Annotated in this window: 18 protein-coding genes; 3 read left to right on the top strand and 15 right to left on the bottom strand. The window is 66.4% G+C overall.

Annotated features, from left to right (window positions below):
- Positions 1 to 17: 17 nt before the first annotated feature.
- From AC0ZJQ_RS17010 to AC0ZJQ_RS17025, 4 genes are all read right to left on the bottom strand, one after another.
- Positions 18 to 764, bottom strand: coding sequence for a TPM domain-containing protein (locus AC0ZJQ_RS17010; protein ID WP_237262625.1), 747 nt, complete (start codon positions 762 to 764; stop codon positions 18 to 20).
- Positions 761 to 1369 carry a LemA family protein gene (locus tag AC0ZJQ_RS17015; protein ID WP_003286581.1) on the bottom strand — a complete coding sequence of 203 codons (609 nt, stop codon included), beginning with the start codon at positions 1367 to 1369 and terminating at the stop codon, positions 761 to 763. The genes AC0ZJQ_RS17010 and AC0ZJQ_RS17015 overlap by 4 nt, the downstream gene beginning before the upstream one ends.
- An 86-nt stretch (positions 1370 to 1455) precedes the next feature.
- The gene (locus AC0ZJQ_RS17020) at positions 1456 to 2679 is read right to left on the bottom strand and encodes a CaiB/BaiF CoA transferase family protein (protein WP_476476980.1); all 1224 of its coding nucleotides are present in this window, start codon (positions 2677 to 2679) and stop codon (positions 1456 to 1458) included.
- Between the two features lie 107 nt (positions 2680 to 2786).
- A complete protein-coding gene (locus tag AC0ZJQ_RS17025; protein WP_476476981.1) occupies positions 2787 to 3968 on the bottom strand; it encodes an acyl-CoA dehydrogenase in 1182 nt (393 codons plus the stop codon).
- A gap of 160 nt (positions 3969 to 4128) precedes the next feature.
- Between AC0ZJQ_RS17025 and AC0ZJQ_RS17030 the strand changes: the two genes are divergently transcribed.
- Positions 4129 to 5037: a LysR family transcriptional regulator gene (locus AC0ZJQ_RS17030; protein ID WP_008569596.1), complete on the top strand. Its 909-nt coding sequence runs from the start codon at positions 4129 to 4131 to the stop codon at positions 5035 to 5037.
- 138 nt (positions 5038 to 5175) lie between these two features.
- Here the strand turns inward: AC0ZJQ_RS17030 and AC0ZJQ_RS17035 are convergent, their stop codons facing one another.
- From AC0ZJQ_RS17035 to glcD, 10 genes are all read right to left on the bottom strand, one after another.
- Complete coding sequence (locus AC0ZJQ_RS17035; RefSeq protein ID WP_003286587.1) at positions 5176 to 5550, bottom strand: hypothetical protein; 375 nt, start codon at positions 5548 to 5550, stop codon at positions 5176 to 5178.
- A gap of 137 nt (positions 5551 to 5687) precedes the next feature.
- Positions 5688 to 5960: an HU family DNA-binding protein gene (locus AC0ZJQ_RS17040; RefSeq protein WP_043299591.1), complete on the bottom strand. Its 273-nt coding sequence runs from the start codon at positions 5958 to 5960 to the stop codon at positions 5688 to 5690.
- A 154-nt stretch (positions 5961 to 6114) separates the two neighbouring features.
- On the bottom strand, positions 6115 to 7293 hold the full coding sequence (locus AC0ZJQ_RS17045) for an FAD-dependent oxidoreductase (protein ID WP_476476982.1): 1179 nt from the start codon (positions 7291 to 7293) through the stop codon (positions 6115 to 6117).
- A gap of 32 nt (positions 7294 to 7325) precedes the next feature.
- A complete protein-coding gene (locus tag AC0ZJQ_RS17050; RefSeq protein ID WP_476476983.1) occupies positions 7326 to 7493 on the bottom strand; it encodes a rubredoxin in 168 nt (55 codons plus the stop codon).
- A 116-nt stretch (positions 7494 to 7609) separates the two neighbouring features.
- A complete protein-coding gene (locus AC0ZJQ_RS17055; protein WP_476476984.1) occupies positions 7610 to 9313 on the bottom strand; it encodes an L-lactate permease in 1704 nt (567 codons plus the stop codon).
- A 237-nt stretch (positions 9314 to 9550) separates the two neighbouring features.
- Positions 9551 to 11734: a malate synthase G gene (locus tag AC0ZJQ_RS17060; protein WP_008569590.1), complete on the bottom strand. Its 2184-nt coding sequence runs from the start codon at positions 11732 to 11734 to the stop codon at positions 9551 to 9553.
- A 23-nt stretch (positions 11735 to 11757) separates the two neighbouring features.
- The gene (locus AC0ZJQ_RS17065; RefSeq protein WP_008569589.1) at positions 11758 to 12162 is read right to left on the bottom strand and encodes a heme-binding protein; all 405 of its coding nucleotides are present in this window, start codon (positions 12160 to 12162) and stop codon (positions 11758 to 11760) included.
- 145 nt (positions 12163 to 12307) lie between these two features.
- A complete protein-coding gene (gene glcF / locus AC0ZJQ_RS17070; RefSeq protein WP_213661948.1) occupies positions 12308 to 13525 on the bottom strand; it encodes a glycolate oxidase subunit GlcF in 1218 nt (405 codons plus the stop codon).
- A gap of 6 nt (positions 13526 to 13531) precedes the next feature.
- Positions 13532 to 14590: a glycolate oxidase subunit GlcE gene (glcE, locus tag AC0ZJQ_RS17075; RefSeq protein ID WP_234302876.1), complete on the bottom strand. Its 1059-nt coding sequence runs from the start codon at positions 14588 to 14590 to the stop codon at positions 13532 to 13534.
- The gene (gene glcD / locus AC0ZJQ_RS17080; RefSeq protein ID WP_476476985.1) at positions 14590 to 16089 is read right to left on the bottom strand and encodes a glycolate oxidase subunit GlcD; all 1500 of its coding nucleotides are present in this window, start codon (positions 16087 to 16089) and stop codon (positions 14590 to 14592) included. Before glcD ends, glcE begins: the two co-directional genes overlap by 1 nt.
- Before the next feature lie 236 nt (positions 16090 to 16325).
- Between glcD and glcC the strand changes: the two genes are divergently transcribed.
- Positions 16326 to 17099: a transcriptional regulator GlcC gene (glcC, locus tag AC0ZJQ_RS17085; protein ID WP_008569586.1), complete on the top strand. Its 774-nt coding sequence runs from the start codon at positions 16326 to 16328 to the stop codon at positions 17097 to 17099.
- A gap of 79 nt (positions 17100 to 17178) precedes the next feature.
- Here the strand turns inward: glcC and AC0ZJQ_RS17090 are convergent, their stop codons facing one another.
- Complete coding sequence (locus AC0ZJQ_RS17090) at positions 17179 to 18123, bottom strand: sensor domain-containing diguanylate cyclase (RefSeq protein WP_242683859.1); 945 nt, start codon at positions 18121 to 18123, stop codon at positions 17179 to 17181.
- Between the two features lie 133 nt (positions 18124 to 18256).
- On the opposite strand from AC0ZJQ_RS17090, the gene AC0ZJQ_RS17095 reads away from it, so the two are divergent.
- Positions 18257 to 18796: a chorismate--pyruvate lyase family protein gene (locus AC0ZJQ_RS17095; RefSeq protein ID WP_008569582.1), complete on the top strand. Its 540-nt coding sequence runs from the start codon at positions 18257 to 18259 to the stop codon at positions 18794 to 18796.
- Positions 18797 to 18811 lie beyond the last annotated feature (15 nt).

Raw genomic sequence — 18811 nt, forward strand, 5'->3', positions numbered from 1 at the left:
GCGCGTCCATCGTTCGATTACCAGCCACCGGAGGCACCACCGCCGCCGAAGCCGCCGCCTCCTCCGCCAAAGCCCCCGCCGCCGCCAAAGCCGCCCCCGCCGCCACGGCCCATACCGCCCAGCAACGCGCCAAGCAGCAGCGCGCGGCGACCACCGCGCCCGCCACGACCGCCACCAACGAGGAAGATCGCCACCAGCATCAGGAAGAAACCGAGGATGCCCAGGCCTCCCGGCTCCTGCGAGCCCATCGGCATCGCCGGGCGCAGCGCCGCGCTTTGCAGCGGATCGCCGCCGAGCACCTGGATCATCGCCTCGGCGCCCGCGCTGATGCCTCGGGCAAAATCGCCCTCGCGAAAGGCCGGCACGATGATGCCGTTGATGATCAGCGAAGACTGCGCATCGGTCAGCCGCCCTTCCAGGCCGTAGCCAACCTCGATGCGCACACGTCGCTCATCGCGCGCCACGATCAGCAGCGCGCCGTTATCCTCGCCGCGCTGACCGATGCCCCAGGCGCGGCCCAGCGCAACGCCGAATTCCTCGATGCTGCGGCCCTGCAGATCCGGTACGGTCACGACCACCAGCTGCTCGGTGGTGGCCTGCTCATGCGCGGCGAGCATGCTGGTCAGGCGCGCCTCGGTCGCAGGGTCGAGCAGCTCGGCGCCATCCACCACCCGACCGCTCAGCGCCGGTAACGCCAGCTGCTGCGCGGCGACGCCCGCCGCCCAGAACAGCAGGCCGAGCAGCAGAGCCGGCGCGAATCTCACTGGAATTTCACTTGCGGCGCCTGCTCGGCGTTCTGGGCGGTGGCCTCGAAGGTCTCGCGGATCGGCATGTCGCTATACATCAGCGTGTGCCAGATGCGCCCGGGGAAGGTGCGAATCTCGGTGTTGTAGCGCTCCACCGCGGCGATGAAGTCACGCCGTGCCACGGCGATGCGGTTCTCGGTGCCTTCGAGCTGCGACTGCAGGGCGAGGAAGTTCTGGTTGGATTTCAGCTCCGGATAGCGCTCGGACACCACCATCAGGCGGCTCAGCGCGCCGGTCAGCTGGTTCTGCGCCTGCTGGAACTGCTGCAACTGCTCGGGGTTGTCCAGGGTGCTGGCGTCTACCTGTATCGAGGTGGCCTTGGCCCGCGCCTCAATCACCGCCGTCAGGGTTTCCTGCTCCTGGCGGGCAAAGCCCTTGACCGTCTCCACCAGATTGGGGATCAGGTCGGCACGGCGCTGGTACTGGTTCTCCACCTGCGCCCAGGCAGATTTCACCTGCTCGTCGTACTGCGGAATGTTGTTGATGCCGCAGCCGCTGAGCAGCCCGGAGAAAAGAAACACCACCAGCAGTTGCCAGGGAAAGCCAAAGCGCTGCGTCCGCATGATTCGCTCATCCATTCAATTCGAGGTACTGAGTAAGAATAGCCAAGCGCCGGCAGAGTTCAGCCGTGCCGCCCGCGCCTGCGACGCTAGATTACACCGGCATCGCGCAGAGCGCCGATCTGCGCTGGCTGCAGCTGCAGCAGCCGTTCGAGCAGCGCCGCGCTGTGCTCGCCGAGCAAGGGCGGCGGCCGGCGATAGCTGACCGGCGAGGCCGACAGGCGCAGCGGGCTGGCCACCTGCGGCACGCGGCCGGCCCGCGGATGCGGCATCTCGACCCGAAGGCCGCGATGCTGCACCTGCGGGTCGGCGAACACCTGCGCCAGATCGTTGATCGGCCCGCAGGGCACGCCGGCCTGTTCCAGCCTGCTGACCCATTCGGCCGTGGTGTGGAACACCGTGACCTGGCGGATCAGTGGAATCAGTTCGGCGCGATGGGCAACCCGCGCACGGTTGCTGGCAAAACGCGGATCGTCCGCCCATTCCGGCCGCCCGGCCACTTCGCAGAACTTGCGGAACTGCCCGTCGTTACCCACGGTGAGGATGAAATCGCCATCGGCAGTGGGGAAATCCTGATACGGCACGATGTTCGGGTGGGCATTGCCCATGCGCTTGGGCGCCACGCCGGTGGTGAGGTAGTTGAGCGCCTGGTTGCCGAGGCAGGCGACCTGCACGTCGAGCAGTGCGGTGTCGATGTGCTGGCCTTCGCCGGTCCGCTCGCGGTGCGCCAGCGCGGCGAGCACGCCGACGGTGGCGTACAAGCCGGTGAGGATGTCGGTCAGCGCCACGCCGACCTTGACCGGCCCGGCGCCCTCCTCCGCATCGCTGCGCCCGGTCAGGCTCATCAGCCCGCCGAGGCCCTGGATCATGAAGTCGTAGCCGGCACGTGTGGCGTAAGGCCCGTCCTGGCCGAAGCCGGTGATCGAGCAATAGATCAGCCGCGGATTGATGGCGCTCAGGCTGGCGTAGTCCAGCCCGTAGGCGGCCAGCCCGCCGACCTTGAAGTTCTCCAGCAGCACGTCGCTCTGCATCACCAGTTCGCGGATGATGCGCTGGCCCTCGGGCTGGGTGAAGTCGACGGTCAGCGATTGCTTGTTGCGGTTGGCGCTCAGGTAATAGGCCGCCTCCGAGGTGTTCTCGCCGTGCTGGTCCTTGAGATAGGGCGGGCCCCAATGGCGGGTATCGTCGCCGGTTCCCGGGCGCTCGACCTTGATCACCTCGGCGCCGAGATCACCGAGGACCTGTCCGCACCAGGGTCCGGCGAGCACGCGGGACAGGTCGAGCACGCGCAGATGGGACAGAGCGCCGGACATTGCGATTTCCTTCATGCGTAGGGTGGAAAACGGCCGCAGGCGTTTTCCACCGGTGGATACGGGACCGGGGGGTGGAAAACGCTGGCGGTTTTCCACCCTACGATCCGTCAGAAGAACGCCTGGATACCGGTCTGCGCGCGGCCGAGGATCAGCGCGTGCACGTCATGGGTGCCCTCATAGGTGTTCACCACCTCGAGGTTGACCAGGTGCCGGGCCACGCCGAACTCGTCGCTGATGCCGTTGCCGCCGAGCATGTCGCGGGCCAGGCGCGCGACGTCCAGCGCCTTGCCGCAGCTGTTGCGCTTCATGATCGAGGTGATCTCCACCGCCGCGCTGCCTTCATCCTTCATCCGGCCGAGGCGCAGGCAGCCCTGCAGGGCCAGGGTGATCTCGGTCTGCATGTCGGCGAGCTTCTTCTGGATCAGCTGATTGGCGGCCAACGGGCGACCGAACTGCTGGCGGTCGAGCACATACTGGCGCGCGGTGTGCCAGCAGAACTCGGCGGCGCCCAGTGCGCCCCAGCTGATGCCGTAGCGCGCACTGTTCAGGCAGGTGAACGGCCCTTTCAGCCCGCGCACGTCGGGGAAGGCGTTCTCTTCCGGGCAGAACACGTTGTCCATGACGATCTCGCCGGTGATCGAGGCGCGCAGGCCGACCTTGCCGTGGATCGCCGGCGCGGACAGGCCTTCCCAGCCCTTCTCCAGCACGAAGCCGCGGATCTCGCCGGCATCGTCCTTGGCCCAGACCACGAACACGTCGGCGATCGGGCTGTTGGTGATCCACATCTTGCTGCCGGAAAGGCGGTAGCCACCGTCGACCTTCTTCGCCCGGGTGACCATCGAGCCCGGGTCGGAGCCGTGATTAGGCTCGGTCAGGCCGAAGCAGCCGATGTATTCGCCGCTGGCCAGTTTGGGCAGGTACTTCTGTTTGGTCGCCTCGTTGCCGAATTCGAAGATCGGCACCATCACCAGCGAGGACTGCACGCTCATCATCGAGCGGTAGCCGGAATCGATGCGCTCAACTTCGCGGGCGATCAGGCCGTAGCACACGTAGTTCAGCCCGCTGCCGCCGTAGGCTTCGGGAATGGTCGCGCCGAGCAGGCCGGTCTCGCCCATCTCGCGGAAGATCGCCGGATCGGTGCGCTCATGGCGGAAGGCTTCCAGCACGCGCGGCGCCAGCTTGTCGGCGGCGAACTGCGCGGCGCTGTCACGCACCATTCGCTCTTCCTCGGTGAGCTGCTGGTCGAGCAGCAGCGGGTCGATCCAGTTGAAGCGTGCGGAGCCGGCCATCGTTCTTCCTCTTGTGCGGTCGTGCGGATTCGGATGAGTCGATGCTAGGAAGCATCCCGCGCCGCTGCAAACGAGAAATTCGCACCCATCTGTGCGATTTGCTCACAACTAGATAAGGTAGAAGGACTTTTCTGATCGACTTGAGTGAGCCGCCCGCACGATGCGCCGAAAGATTCCCAGCACTGCTGCCCTGATCGCCTTCGAGGCGGCCGCGCGGCACGAGAGCTTTACCCGCGCCGCCGAGGAACTGGCTCTGACCCAGGGCGCCGTGTGCCGGCAGATCGGCGGACTAGAAGCCTTTCTCGGCCTGGAACTGTTCCGTCGTTCGCGACGCGGCGTGAAGCTGACCGAGGCGGGGCTATCCTACGCCCGGCGCATCGCCGCGCAGCTGGATGCGGTGGAGCGCGACACCCTCTCGGTGATGGGCCAGCAGGGTACGCAGACCCTGGAGCTGGCGCTGGTGCCGACCTTCGGCACCCAGTGGCTGCTGCCGCGCTTGCCGCGTTTCCAGGCGCTGCACCCGCAGATCACCGTCAACCTGACCAATCGCACCCGCCCGTTCCTGTTCGCCGATACCGATTTCGACGCCGCGATCTATTTTGGCGACGGCGACTGGTCCGGCACCGAGGCGCACTACCTGATGCCCGAGGACCTGCAGCCGGTGTGCAGTCCGGCGCTGTTGCGAGACGGCCAGCCGCTAGATGCCGAACGCCTGGCGGCAATGCCGCTGCTGCAGCAGACCACGCGGCCCTATGCGTGGCGGCAGTGGTTCGATTCGCTGGGGCTCAAGGTCGCCCGCGACATGACCGGCCCGCGGCTGGAGCTGTTTTCCATGCTGGCGCAGGCGGCGGAGCATGGCATGGGCGTGGCGCTGATTCCGCCGTTCCTGATCCAGCGCGAGCTGGCCGAGGGGCGGTTGGTGCCGACGCATCCGCATGCCTATCGCAGCGAGGCGCGGGCGTATTACCTGATGATTCCGGAGCGCAAGGTGGAGTCGGCGGGGCTGGTGGCGTTTCGCGATTGGTTGAAGGAAGAGGCGAGGATTTGGCGGGAGCAGGACGGGGCATAGTCCTACGGACCGACTTATCGGCGAACGCTGGAGCCTGTGCCTCGATCGTACGCACGGACGCCCCTACGAGGTGGAAAACGCTACGCGGTTTTCCACCCTACGGTTCTTGGCTGGATACGAGCAGGTGACGCGGCAGGGTCACTTCTTCTTACGAGGCTTCAGGTATTTGGTCAGCCCCTGAAACCACATCACCAGCGCCGGATTCCCCTGAATCTGGATGTTCTTGTCCTGAATCCCCTGCATGAACGCCAGCTGCTTGTTCTTCGCCGTCATGGTCTCGAACCCATAGACCGCATCCCTGAAGCCCAGGGAAAACGCCGGCTCGCTCGCCGGGCCGCTTTTGCTGGTGACGCGCTGGTCGCGCACGACGAAATGCCGCGCCACCTTGCCGTCGAGGGTATGCAGCTGGAAGGTCAGGTCCTTGTCGCCCAGCTGCTGCTGGAACTCGGGGTTGGTACGGCTGGCCTTGGCCATCAGGCGGCCCAGCATCCAAAGCAGGAAACGGAATTTCATGGTGACGTCCGACCGATACGAGGAAAAGGCCGCATTGTAGAGGCTGGATTAGCGGGCGAAAGTGCGGGTTCGGCGGGGTCGCTGAGCGACCGGGCGGTCAGTTGACCCGGAGCCGCTGGGGCTCCGGGTAGCGCACGTCAGCTGACGGCATCCTTGAGCATCTTGCCGGGCTTGAATGCCACGGTGTTGCTGGCCTTGATGGTGACCGGCTCGCCGGTCTGCGGGTTCTTGCCGGTGCGGGCGCCGCGATGGCGTGGTACGAAGGTGCCGAAGCCGACCAGGGTCACGCTGTCCTTGCGGTGCAGCGCATTGGTGATTTCATCGAGCACGGCGTTGAGTACACGATTGGCCTGATCCCTGGAAAGGTCGGCCTTCTCGGCGATGGCTGCGGCGAGTTCCGGTTTGCGCATTGGAAGCCTCTGAGACTTTGTTGTTGTTGTGTCCTGCTGCTCCGAGGAACAGCGTTCTAAGGCGCTGCGACGGCTCTAGACCGGGCAGACGCGTCGAGAATGGCATGCTGCTAGCACCTGCGCCAGTCTTCTACGACTCAAGTCCGATCCCGGCTCAGGCCTTTAGCGACAGAACTTGCGGCAGTTCCGCCAATACCGGCGGAAGCTGCCGATTCAGCGCCATCCGCTCCTGCGTTGCCGCGCCTGTCAGAGCATAGCCGAGCAGCTGGCCGGAGGGCGCCAGATAGCGTGCACGCACGTCGGCGCCCTGGGCCTCCACGGACCAGTGGCCTTCGGCACCAACGGCCGGCGGCGAGACCACCAGCGGGCATACCGGCGTCTTGACCGTGACCGGCATGGCACCGTAGCTGACCATCGTCGGGGTGCCCGTCAGCGTCCTGGCCAGTGCGCGCACGCCGCTCATCAGCGGCATCACGTAGAGCAGGCTGAGCCCTTCCACTTCGGCGCAGTCGCCCAGTGCGTAGATGTGCGGCTGCGAGGTCTGCAGCAGACGATCGACGACGACGCCGCGCGCCACCTGCAGACCGGCTTCGGCGGCCAGTTCGGTGCGCGGACGCAGACCGACGGCGCTCACCACCAGGTCGCAGCTCAGCGTCTGTCCGTCCGAGAGACGCGCCTGCAGGCCGTCGTCCGTGCGCTCGAGGCGTTGCAGTACCGGCCCCAGGCGAAAGCGCGCGCCGAGCTGCTGCAGCCCGCTCTGCACTGCGGCGGCCGCCTCGAGCGGCAGCAGTCCGGGCATGATCTGCGTGCTCGGCGCGACCACGTCGACCTGATAGCCGCCGGTCAGCAGGTCGTTGGCGAACTCGCAGCCGATCAGCCCGGCGCCGAGAATCAGTACGCGCCGCTTGCCCTGCGCCGCCGTGCGGAAACGGCGGTAATCATGCAGGTCGTTGATCGGGAAGATCGCGTCCTGCGCGTCGCCCTCGACCGGCACGGGGATGGTCTGCGCGCCCCAGGCGAGCACCAGATCGCGATAGACCACCGGCTCGTTGCCTATCCAGATGCGGCGCGCCGCGGGTTCGAGGCGGGTGACGCGGGTATGGGTGCGGATTTCGGCATTGAGCTTCTCGGCCATCTCGCCGGCATCGGCCTGGCCCAAGCCGTCGGCGTCCTTGCCCATCGCGAAGCCGGTGGACAGCAGCGGCTTGGAATAGGATCGACCGTCATCGCTGGTGATCAGCAGCAGCGGCGGCGCGCTGTCGAGCTTGCGCAGCTCGCGGGCCAGGTTGTAGCCGGCCAGGCCGGTGCCGATGATCACGATAGGTGCTGTCACGTTGTCCTCCTCGTTGTAATGCAAAGCGCGGCTCAGTCGACCACGACCATCTCGAAATCCACCTTGCCAACGCCGCAGTCGGGGCAGGTCCAGTCTTCCGGTACGTCTTCCCAGCGGGTGCCCGGCGCGATGCCCTCCTCGGGCAATCCGGCCGCTTCGTCATAGGTGAATCCGCACACCACGCACTGCCATTTGTTCATTCCGGACCTCGATACTGTATTCATCGAACCGCACGCTATACGAGCACGCGCGGACTTGCCATGCCACGAACGAAACGGGCGGCCAAGGCCGCCCGTCGCTCAGGGTTGCTGCGTACTCAGCGGGCGACGCCCACCAGCGGATCGGTGATGCCCAGTACGTAGAAGCCTAGCAGGCCGATGCTGCCAGCCAGGACGAGGTAGTACAGCGTCGGCAGCATCGTCTTGCGCAGGGTGATGCCTTCGCGCCCGAGCAGGCCCACGGTAGCCGAAGCGGCGACCACGTTGTGGATGGCGATCATGTTGCCCGCCGCCGCGCCCACCGACTGCAGCGCCACCATCAGCGCACCGGACAGACCCAGCAGGCCCGCGGTGTTGAACTGGAACTGCGAGAGCATCAGGTTCGACACGGTGTTGGAACCGGCGATGAACGCGCCCAGCGCACCCACGGCCGGCGCGAAGAACGGATACACCGAACCCACGCTGTCGGCCACCAGCTGCGCCATCGCCACCGGCATCGACACCAGGTCGGAGCCGTTGACCCCCGAGTTGATCAGGATACGCACCATCGGAATGGTGAAGATCAGCACGAAGCCCGCGCCGAGCAGCGTCCGGCTCGACTCGTTGATCGCCGCACCCAGCTCGCGCGCGCTCATGCGATGCAGGAAGAAGGTGATCGCCACGACGATGCAGAGGATGCCACCGGGCAGGTACAGCGGCTCCAGCGTACCCGAGACACCGGCTTCACCGAGGATGTCCTTCCAGCCGAAGGAGAGCGACATCAATGCCGCCTTGACGTCCGGGAACACCCGCGAGATCACCAGGAACGCCGCCAGCAGCAGGTACGGCGCCCAGGCCATCGGCACGGAGATCGGCGTCTTGCCGGCGATGTCCTCGATCTTCATCTCGATCTTGCCCATCCACTCCGTCGGCCATTCACTGGCCGGAGCGAAATCCCAGCTCTGCTTGGGCAGCAGGAAGCCGGCCTTGGCCGCCGGTACGACGATGGCCAGACCGACCAGCGCGCCGATGATCGAGGGGAACTCCGGTCCAAGGAACACGCCGGCAGCGGCATACGGAATCACGAAGCTCAGGCCGGTGAAGATGGCGAACGGCGCCACCACCAGACCTTCCGACCAGGACTTATTGCGGCCGAAGAAGCGCGTCATGATGCTGATCATGATCAGCGGCATGAGAATCCCGCACAGCGCATGGATGATCGCCACCCGCGAGAAGATCAGGTGGAAGAACACGTCCCAGTTACTGCCCACGGTCGCCAGCTGCGCGCTGATGCCGGTCTTGTCCAGACCCGCGCCGACACCGACCAGAATCGGCGTACCCACCGCACCGAAGGACACCGGCGTGGATTGCACCATCATGCCCAGTACCACTGCGGCCAGTGCCGGGAAGCCCAGCGCCACCAGCAACGGCGCCGCCACCGCGGCCGGCGTACCGAAGCCGGAGGCCCCTTCGATGAAGCAACCGAACAGCCAGGCCACGATCAGCGCCTGCACGCGACGGTCGGGGCTGATGTCGGAGAAGCCGCGACGGATCGCCGAGATGCCTCCCGAGTGCTTGAGCGTGTTCAGCAGCAGGATCGCACCGAAGATGATCCAGAGGATCGCCGCGGTGAGGATCAACCCTTGCAAGGTAGAAGCGATGACCCGGTTGAGGGTCATGTCCCAGGCCAGCAGGCCGATCAGCGCAGTGAGGACGAAAACCAGCGGCATCGCGTACTTGGCCGGCCAACGAAAGCCGATCAGCAGGACACCCGCCAGCACCAGCGGCACGAAGGCCAGTATGGACAGTAGTGTTTGACTCATTATTAGTCCCTGTTTTTGTTGTGAACCGCTTTTCTTATGTCCGGGCAAGCCCGGTGCCTTGCATGGAACCCCGCGCCGTCACAGCCTACGGCCGTCGCAGTTGCGGACCCCCCGGGTGCTGCCGAACTGCCTGGCAGATCCCCATGCTCGAAAGCCCCGAACGCAAAAATCGGCGTCCGGGGCTCCTGTCTTGTACCGGCGGGAGACAAGCTCCCGCCTTGCCGTTCATGGCTCGCTTCAGGCCGGATTGGCCGCCTTGAAGCGCTGGCGCCACTGGTGCAGCAGCGGCTCGGTGTAACCGGCCGGCTGCTCGCGCCCCTTGAACACCAGGTCGCTGGCTGCCTGGAAGGCGATGGACTTGGCGTAGTCCGGCGCCATCGGGCGGTACAGCGGGTCACCGGCGTTCTGCTGGTCGACCACCTTGGCCATGCGCTGCAGGGTTTCCTGCACCTGCTCGCGGGTCACCACACCGTGGTGCAGCCAGTTGGCGATGTGCTGGCTGGAGATACGCAGGGTGGCGCGGTCTTCCATCAGGCCGACATCGTGGATGTCCGGCACCTTGGAGCAACCGACGCCCTGCTCCACCCAGCGCACCACGTAACCGAGGATGCCCTGGCAGTTGTTGTCCAGCTCCTGTTGCTTCTCTTCGGCGCTCCACTTGTCCGCGGCGACCACCGGGATGGTCAGCAGGTCATTGAGCAGCTGCTCGCGCTCGGCGGCCAGGTCGACCTTCTGCAGTTCGCGCTGCACCGCCTGCACGTCTACCTGATGGTAGTGCAGTGCGTGCAGGGTCGCGCCGGTGGGCGACGGAACCCAGGCGGTATTGGCGCCAGATTTCGGATGGCCGATCTTCTGTTCGAGCATGGCAGCCATCAGATCCGGCATGGCCCACATGCCCTTGCCGATCTGCGCGCGCCCGGCGAGACCACAGGCCAGGCCGACCAGCACGTTGTTGCGCTCGTAGGACTTGATCCACGGGGTGTTCTTCATGTCGCCCTTGCGCAGCACCGGGCCGGCTTCCATGCAGGTGTGCATCTCGTCGCCGGTGCGGTCGAGGAAACCGGTGTTGATGAACGCCACGCGGCTCTTGGCGGCGGCGATGCAGGCCTTGAGGTTGGCGCTGGTGCGGCGCTCCTCGTCCATGATGCCCATCTTCAGGGTGAAGCGCGGCACGCCGATCAGGTCCTCGACGCGGCCGAACAGCTCGTCGGCGAAGGCGACTTCGGCAGGGCCGTGCATCTTCGGTTTGACGATGTAGAAGCTGCCGGTGCGCGAGTTGCCCTTGCGCGCCAGGTCATGCTTGGCGATCAGGCTGGTGAACACGCCGTCCATGATGCCTTCGGGGATCTCGCTGCCGTCTTCGAGCAGGATCGCCGGGTTGGTCATCAGGTGGCCGACGTTGCGGATGAACAGCAGCGAACGGCCGTGCAGCTTCAGCGTGCCGCCGTTCGGCGCGCTGTACTCGCGGTCCGGGTTGAGGCGGCGGACGAAGCTGGAATTGCCCTTGGCGACTTCCTCGCTGAGGGTGCCCTGCACGATGCCCAGCCAGTTGCGGTAGGCCAGCACCTTGTCGTCGGCGTCCACCGCGGCGACCGAGTCCTCACAGTCGAGGATGGTCGAGACCGCGGCTTCGATCAGCAGGTCTTTCACGCCGGCCGGGTCGGTCTGGCCGATCGGGCTGTTCGGATCGATCTGGATCTCAATGTGCAGGCCGTTGTTCTTCAGCAGCACGGCCTTGGGCTCGACTGCCTCGCCCTGGAAGCCGACGAACTTCTCCGGCTGCTGGAGACCGGTGACGGTACCGTTCTCCAGGGTCACCTTGAGCTGACCGTCCTGCACGCGGTAGGCGGTGGCGTCGGCGTGGCTGCCTTCAGCCAGCGGCGCGGCCTGGTCGAGCACGTTGCGCGCGTAGGCGATGACCTTGGCGCCACGGACTTCGTTGTAGCCCGGCCCCTTCTGCGCACCACCCTCTTCGGAGATGGCGTCGGTGCCGTACAGCGCGTCGTACAGCGAGCCCCAGCGGGCGTTGGCGGCGTTCAGCGCATAGCGGGCGTTCATGATCGGCACCACCAGCTGCGGGCCGGCCTGAGTGGCGATCTCGATGTCGACGTTGGCGGTGTCGATCTTCACCTCGCCCGGCACCGGCAGCAGGTAGCCGATGGATTCGAGGAAGGTGCGGTAGGCGGCCATGTCCTGAATCGGACCCGGATTGGCCTTGTGCCAGGCGTCCAGTTCGAGCTGCAGGCGATCGCGCTCGGCGAGCAGGGCACGGTTCTTCGGCGCCAGGTCGTGGGCGAGCTGGTCCAGGCCGCTCCAGAAGGCGGCGGCGTCGATGCCGGTGCCCGGCAGGACTTCGTCTTCGACAAAACGCTTGAGGTTGGCCGCGACCTGCAGGCGGCCCAGGGTTACGCGCTCGGACATCTGTTGTTCTCCTTGTGCCTGATTCAGTGAGCGAGGGCGGCGACGCCCGCCTTGGCGATCTGCGCGTCCTGCGCGGCAGTCACGCCGGACACGCCGACCGAACCGATGACCTGGCCGTCGACCACTACCGGCACGCCGCCTTCCAGCGAGCAGACCACCGGCGCGGAGAGGAAGGCGCTGCGGCCATTGTTGACCATGTCCTCGTAACCCTTGGTTTCGCGGCGACCGAGGGCCGAGCTGCGGGCCTTCTCCGTGGCGATGTAGGAGGCGATCGGCGCACAGCCGTCCAGACGCTCCAGCGCCAGCGGATGGCCGCCGTCGTCGGCGACGACGATGGTCACGGCCCAGCCATTGGCCTGCGCTTCGGCACGGGCGGCGGCGAGGATGGTGGCGACTTCGGTCTGGCTCAGTACGGCTTTGCTTTTCATCTCGATTCTCCTGTCTGCGTATTTCGGTTGTTCGGTTGGCGCGCGGCGGGATGGCCGGAATGGCTCGGTGGACATTCGCTGCGCGAGATGTCCACCCTACGACTCGCGCGTCGTAGGGTGGAAAACGGCGCAGCCTGTTCCACCGTTAGCCCATCGATTCCTCGACCACTTCGATCCAGTGCTTCACCGGCGTGCGGCCGGCGCCATCCAGGTGGGTCTGGCAGCCGATGTTGGCGGTGACGATCACCTCCGGCTTGCCGCTCTCCAGTGCATTGAGTTTGTTGTCACGCAGCTGGTGGGAAATCTCTGGCTGGGTGATCGAATAGCTGCCCGCCGAGCCGCAGCACAGGTGCGCATCGGGCACCGCGGTGAGCTGGAAGCCGAGGCGGGTCAGCACGTCTTCGACCGCGCCGCCGAGCTTCTGTGCGTGCTGCAGGGTGCACGGGCAGTGGAAGGCCATGCGCTTGTCGGCGCGCACGTCGAGCTTTTCCAGCTCGGCGCTGCGCAGCACCTCGACCAGGTCCTTGGCCAGCTCGCTGACGCGCGCGGCCTTGGCCGCGTAGGCCGGGTCATCCTTGAGCAGGTGGCCGTATTCCTTGACGAAGGCCCCGCAACCGCTGGCGGTCTGCACGATGGCTTCGGCGCCGGCTTCGATGGCCGGCCACCAGGCGTCGATGTTGCGCCGTGCGCGGTCGAGGCCGGCGTCCTGGGCGTTGAGGTGGTAATCCACCGCGCCGCAGCAGCCCGCTTCACGCGCTGGCGTGACGCTGATGCCCAGACGGTCGAGCACGCGTGCGGCAGCGGCGTTGGTGTTCGGCGACAGGCTCGGTTGCACGCAGCCTTCGAGCATCAGCACGCGGCGCTGGTGCAGCACCTGCGGACGCGGCTTGGCCGGGCGGATCTCACGCGGCAGGTGGTCCTTCAGCGAGGCCGGCATCAGCGGTTTCAGCGCATTGCCGGTGCTCAGCAGCGCCTTGAACAGGCCCGGACGCGGAATCACCGTGCGCAGGCCGCTACGCAGCAGGCGCTCGCCGGTTGAACGCGGCACCTGGCGCTCGATGAAGTCACGGCCGATGTCCAGCAGGTTGTGGTACTTCACCCCGGACGGGCAGGTGGTTTCGCAGTTGCGGCAGGTCAGGCAGCGGTCCAGGTGCAGCTGGGTGCTCTCGGTCACCTCGCCGCCTTCGAGCATCTGCTTCATCAGGTAGATGCGCCCGCGCGGGCCGTCCAGCTCGTCACCGAGCAACTGATAGGTCGGGCAGGTGGCGTTGCAGAAACCGCAGTGCACGCAGGAGCGCAGGATGCTCTCGGCTTCCTCGGCGCGCGGCAGTTGCTTGGCGGCTTCGCTCAGATTCGTTTGCATACGTCGTCAGACCTCGGAATACATGCGGCCGGGGTTGAAGATCCCCTGCGGGTCGAGCGCGGCCTTGAGCTGGCGGTGATAGCGCAGCAGCGGTGCGGACAGCGGCTGGAACGGATTGGCCGTCGCGCCCGCGGTGAAGCAGCTGGCGTGGCCGCCGACCTCGACGGCGATGCCGCGTACGGTCACCGCATCGGCATCGGTCTTTAGCCAGCGCTGGGCGCCGGCCCAGTCCACCAGATGCTCGCCCGGCAGGTTGAGCGCCGGCGTGTTGTTCGGCAGCGACAGCCGCCACAGCGGCCGTGCGTCGGCAAAGAAGGCCAGGCGCTGCTCGCGCAGCTCGCTCCAGTAACCGGCGTCCAGATCGTCGCCACCGATGCGCTCGCGCGCGGCGTTGACCGAACCTTCGCCGCCTTCCAGGCGCAGGTTGAGGAATCGCCCGTCATGGCTGGCCGCGCTGATCGGCACCGGCTGCTGGCCCCACTCGGCGAGCTTGAGCAGCGCGCGCTCCAGATCGATCTCGAGCCGCAGGCTGGTGCACTGGCGCGGCTTGGGCAGCACCTTGAGCGAGACTTCGGTGAGCACGCCGAGGCAGCCGAAGCTGCCGGCCATCAGGCGCGACAGGTCGTAGCCGGCGACGTTCTTCATCACCTCACCACCGAAGCGCAGGTGCTTGCCCTGCCCGGTGATGATCCGCGTGCCGAGGACAAAATCGCGGACCGAACCGCTCCACGGCCGGCGCGGGCCGGACAGCCCGGCAGCGATCATGCCGCCGACCGTGGCGCCTTCGCCGAAATGCGGCGGCTCACAGGGCAGCATCTGCCCGGCGGCATCCAGCGCGGCTTCCAGCTCGGCCAGCGGGGTGCCGGCACGCGCGGTGATCACCAGTTCGGTGGGGTCGTAGCTGACGATGCCGCGATGGGCGCGCACGTCGAGCAACTGGCCCTCGACCGCGCGACCGAGGAAGGCCTTGCTGCCGCTGCCCTGGATGCGCAGCGGGGTCTTGCTCGCCAGCGCCTGGTTGACCTGTTCCAGCAACTGCTCGCTGGCATCGAATGAAACCGTCATCAAAAGCGCTCCAGTTCGGGGAAGGGCAGTTCGCCGTTGTGGATATGCATGCGGCCGAACTCGGCGCAGCGGTGCAGGGTCGGGATGTTCTTGCCAGGGTTGAGCAGGCCGCTCGGGTCGAAGGCCGCCTTCACCGCGTGGAACAGGGTCAGTTCGTCGCTGTTGAACTGCGCGCACATCTGGTTGATCTTCTCGCGGCCGACGCCGTGCTCGCCGGTGATGCTGCCGCCGACCTTCACGCAGAGTTCGAGGATCTTGCCGCCGAGCTCTTCGGCACGCTCCAGCTCACCGGGCTGGTTGGCATCGAAGAGGATCAGCGGGTGCATGTTGCCGTCGCCGGCGTGGAACACGTTGGCCACGCGCAGGCCGAACTGCTCGGACAGCTCGGCGATGCCCTTGAGCACGCCCGGCAGCTCGCGCCGCGGGATGGTGCCGTCCATGCAGTAGTAGTCCGGCGAGATGCGCCCGACCGCCGGGAAGGCATTCTTGCGTCCGGCCCAGAAACGCACGCGCTCGGCTTCGTCTTTCGCCAGGCGTACTTCGGTGGCGCCGGCCAGCTTCAGCACTTCGCTGACACGCGCGCAGTCGTCGTGCACGTCGGCTTCGACGCCATCCAGTTCGCAGAGCAGGATCGCCTCGGCATCCACCGGGTAGCCGGCGTGGATGAAGTCTTCGGCAGCGCGGATCGACAGGTTGTCCATCATCTCCAGCCCGCCGGGGATGATGCCGGCGGCGATGATGTCGCCCACCGCACGCCCGGCCTTCTCCACCGAGTCGAACGCGGCCAGCAGCACCTTGGCCACCTGCGGCTTGGGCAGCAGTTTGACGGTCACCTCGGTGACGATGCCGAGCATGCCCTCGGAGCCGGTGAACAGCGCCAGCAGGTCGAAGCCCGGCGAGTCCAGCGCGTCCGAGCCGAGCACCATGCGCTCGCCTTCGACGGTGAGGATTTCCACCTTGAGCAGGTTGTGCACGGTCAGGCCGTACTTCAGGCAGTGCACGCCGCCGGCGTTCTCAGCGACGTTGCCGCCGATCGAACAGGCGATCTGCGACGACGGGTCCGGCGCGTAGTACAGCTCGTAGGGCGCGGCGGCCTGGGAAATCGCCAGGTTGCGCACGCCGGGCTGGACGCGGGCGAAGCGCCCGACCGGATCGACTTCGAGAATCTTGTTGAAGCGCGCCATCACCAGCAGGATGCCCTGCTCCAGCGGTAGCGCACCGCCGGACAGACCGGTACCGGCGCCGCGGGCGACCACCGGCACGCCGCGCTGGTGGCAGAGCTTGAGCAGTGTTTCGACCTGCTCGACACGCTCGGGCAGCACCACCAGCATCGGCGTGGTGCGGTAGGCCGACAGGCCGTCGCATTCGTACGGCTTGAGGTCTTCGCCGCGATGGAGGATTTCCAGATCCGGCAGCTCGCGCTGCAGTTCGGCCAGCAGCGCGGTCTTGTCGACCTTGGGCAACGCGCCGTCGACGCGTTCGTCGTAGAGGATATTCATGCAGATTCGCCGCTCTCGTACGGTCACCCCAGCACGGCCGCTGCGGTGAGATGCCGCATGTTTAGCCTGCGCGATGCAAGGTCGTCCATGCCCGCACCAACTGGTCCTACCAGTTTCTGTAGTGGTAGGCGCTCAGGCACTACCTGAATACCAGTCAAGCCGCCATTTCTGCACGTAAGAGGCCACTCAGGGTAAACTGCCCGCAAACTGGTCCTACCAGCAGGGAGAGCACCTGCATGTTGAGCGAAAAGAACAATGACCGTCGTCAAGTTGCCGACGTGGTCGCCGAGCGGATCGAGCGCCTGATCGTCGATGGCGTGCTCAAAGCCGGCCAGGCACTGCCTTCGGAGCGGCGCCTGTGCGAGAAACTCGGCATCTCCCGCTCGGCCCTGCGCGAGGGTCTGCGCGTGCTGCGCGGGCGCGGGATCATCGAGACGGCGCAGGGGCGCGGCTCCTTCGTTGCCCAGTTGTCGGACAAGCGCGATGCCAGCCCGCTGATGCACCTGTTCAATTCGCAGCCGCGCACGCTGTACGACCTGTTGGAAGTGCGCGCGCTACTGGAAGGCGAATCGGCGCGACTCGCCGCGCTGCGCGGCACCGATGCCGATTTCGTGTTGTTGCGCCGGCGCTACGAGGAGATGCTCGCCGCCCATTCCGACGAGCAGGACGCCGACCCGCGCGAACATGCGCGCCTGGATCATGCCTTTCACCTGGCCATCTGCGAGGCCTCGCACAATCCGGTGCTGGTGCACACCCTGCAGTCGCTCACCGACTTGATGCTGTCCACCGTGTTCGCCTCGGTGAACAACCTCTATCACCGCCCGGTGCAGAAGCGGCAGATCGACCGCCAGCACTCGCGGCTGTTCCACGCGGTCACCGAACGCCTGCCCGACCAGGCGCAACGCGCCGCACGCGACCACGTGCACGGCATTCGCGACAACCTGCGGGAGATCGAACAGGAAGAACAACGCCTGGTGCGCGCCACCATGCGCCTGGAAGGCTGGGCGTAAACCCGAAGGCTGGAACGGATGGACGTAGGGTGGATGTCGTTTACATCCACCCTGGCGCGCTGGGCGGATCGCCTTCGGGCTACGCCAGTACCGCCTGGTTGCGCCCCTGATGCTTGGCCTTGTAGAGCAGGCGATCCACCCTTTCGAGAAACGCGTGGGGCTGGTCGAACGGGCCCGGGATGAGGGTGCCGACGCCCAGACTTATCGTCAGCTGCGGTGCGACCTGGGAGTGGGCATGCTGGATATTTTGCCCGCGAATCAGTTGACGACAGCGCTCGGCAACCTGGGCCGCGGCCTGGGCGTCGGTCTCTGGCAGCAACAGGACAAACTCTTCACCGCCATAACGGGCCAGCAGATCGCGCGGGCGCACGGCGGCACCGCTCAGGGCCTGGCCAACGCTTTTCAGGCAATCGTCGCCGCGCACATGACCATAGTGATCGTTGTACTGCTTGAAGTAGTCGATATCCAACAGGATCAGCGACAGCGGCTGACTGGTGCGCTGGGCGTTGCTCCATTCCATCTGGAAGCGGTTATCGAACATGCGCCGGTTGGCCACGCCGGTAAGGCCGTCCTGATAGGAGAGTTCTTCCAGCTGCTTCTGCAGCTGCAACAGCTTTTGCTCGGTCTGCTTGCGCTCGCTGATGTCGAACATGAAGCCGACCAGCGCTTCGACCTCGCCCGCGGCATTGCGCAGCACATGCACCACATCGCGAATCCACACATAGCGGCCGTCGTGGGTCAGAGCGCGATAGTCGGCCTCGTGGTCGAGGCCTGACTGGGACTGCGCCACACAGAAATTCACCACCCACTCGCGGTCTTCAGGGTGCATGCGCTCGGCCCAGTCATTGGCGCTCAGCCAACTGCCCTGCGGCCAGCCCAGCAGGGTTTCGATCTGCGGGCCGATGTAGGCAAACGTCATGGTGGCCCAGTCAATCTTCCAGGGAATGGCCTTGGTCGATTCCAGCAGTGTCTTGTACACCGCACTATCGTTCATCATCGAGCCGTTCATCATCGAGTCGGGCATGGCGGACAATCCGTGCTGGGCATGCGCAGGGTTGTAACCAAGATCGACAACCAGCGCAACCGGCGCAGCCAGCGCGCTTGCCGGCTTTCTTGTTAGACTCCCCGCCTTTCCTGAATCGCACCCTCTATCGCCCGTGCCTGAACTCCACACCTGGCTGACCGCCAACCAACTGCCGACACCGCTCGATCCGCTGCAGCATGACTGGCTCTACGTCGACAAGGGCTCGCTGACCCGTCGCCTGACCGAGCTGGCCGCCGGCGCCTTCAGCGTGATCCCGCTGCACCAGGCCTGGGAGCCGTTGCGCGACGACGAGTGCGTCGCGCTCGGGGTGGCGTCCGGGAGCCAGGGCTGGGTGCGCGAAGTCTACCTGTGCGGCCACGGCCGGCCCTGGGTGTTCGCCCGCAGCGTCGCCGCACGCGCCGCGCTGGAGCGTTCCGGCATGGACCTGCAGGGCCTCGGCAGTCGCTCGCTCGGCGAACTGCTGTTCAGCGATCCGGCGTTCGCCCGCGGCACGCTAGAGGCCTGCCGCTACCCCGCCGCCTGGCTGCCGCCGGAGCATCGCCAGCGCGACCTGTGGGCGCGCCGCTCGCGCTTCAGCCGGGAGCACCTCGGCGTGCTGGTGGCGGAGGTATTCCTGCCCGAACTCTGGCAAGCCGCCAGCATCGCGCCATGAGCCGCGCTGCCCGCG

The sequence above is a fragment of the Stutzerimonas sp. 21-1 genome (genome assembly GCF_056336065.1).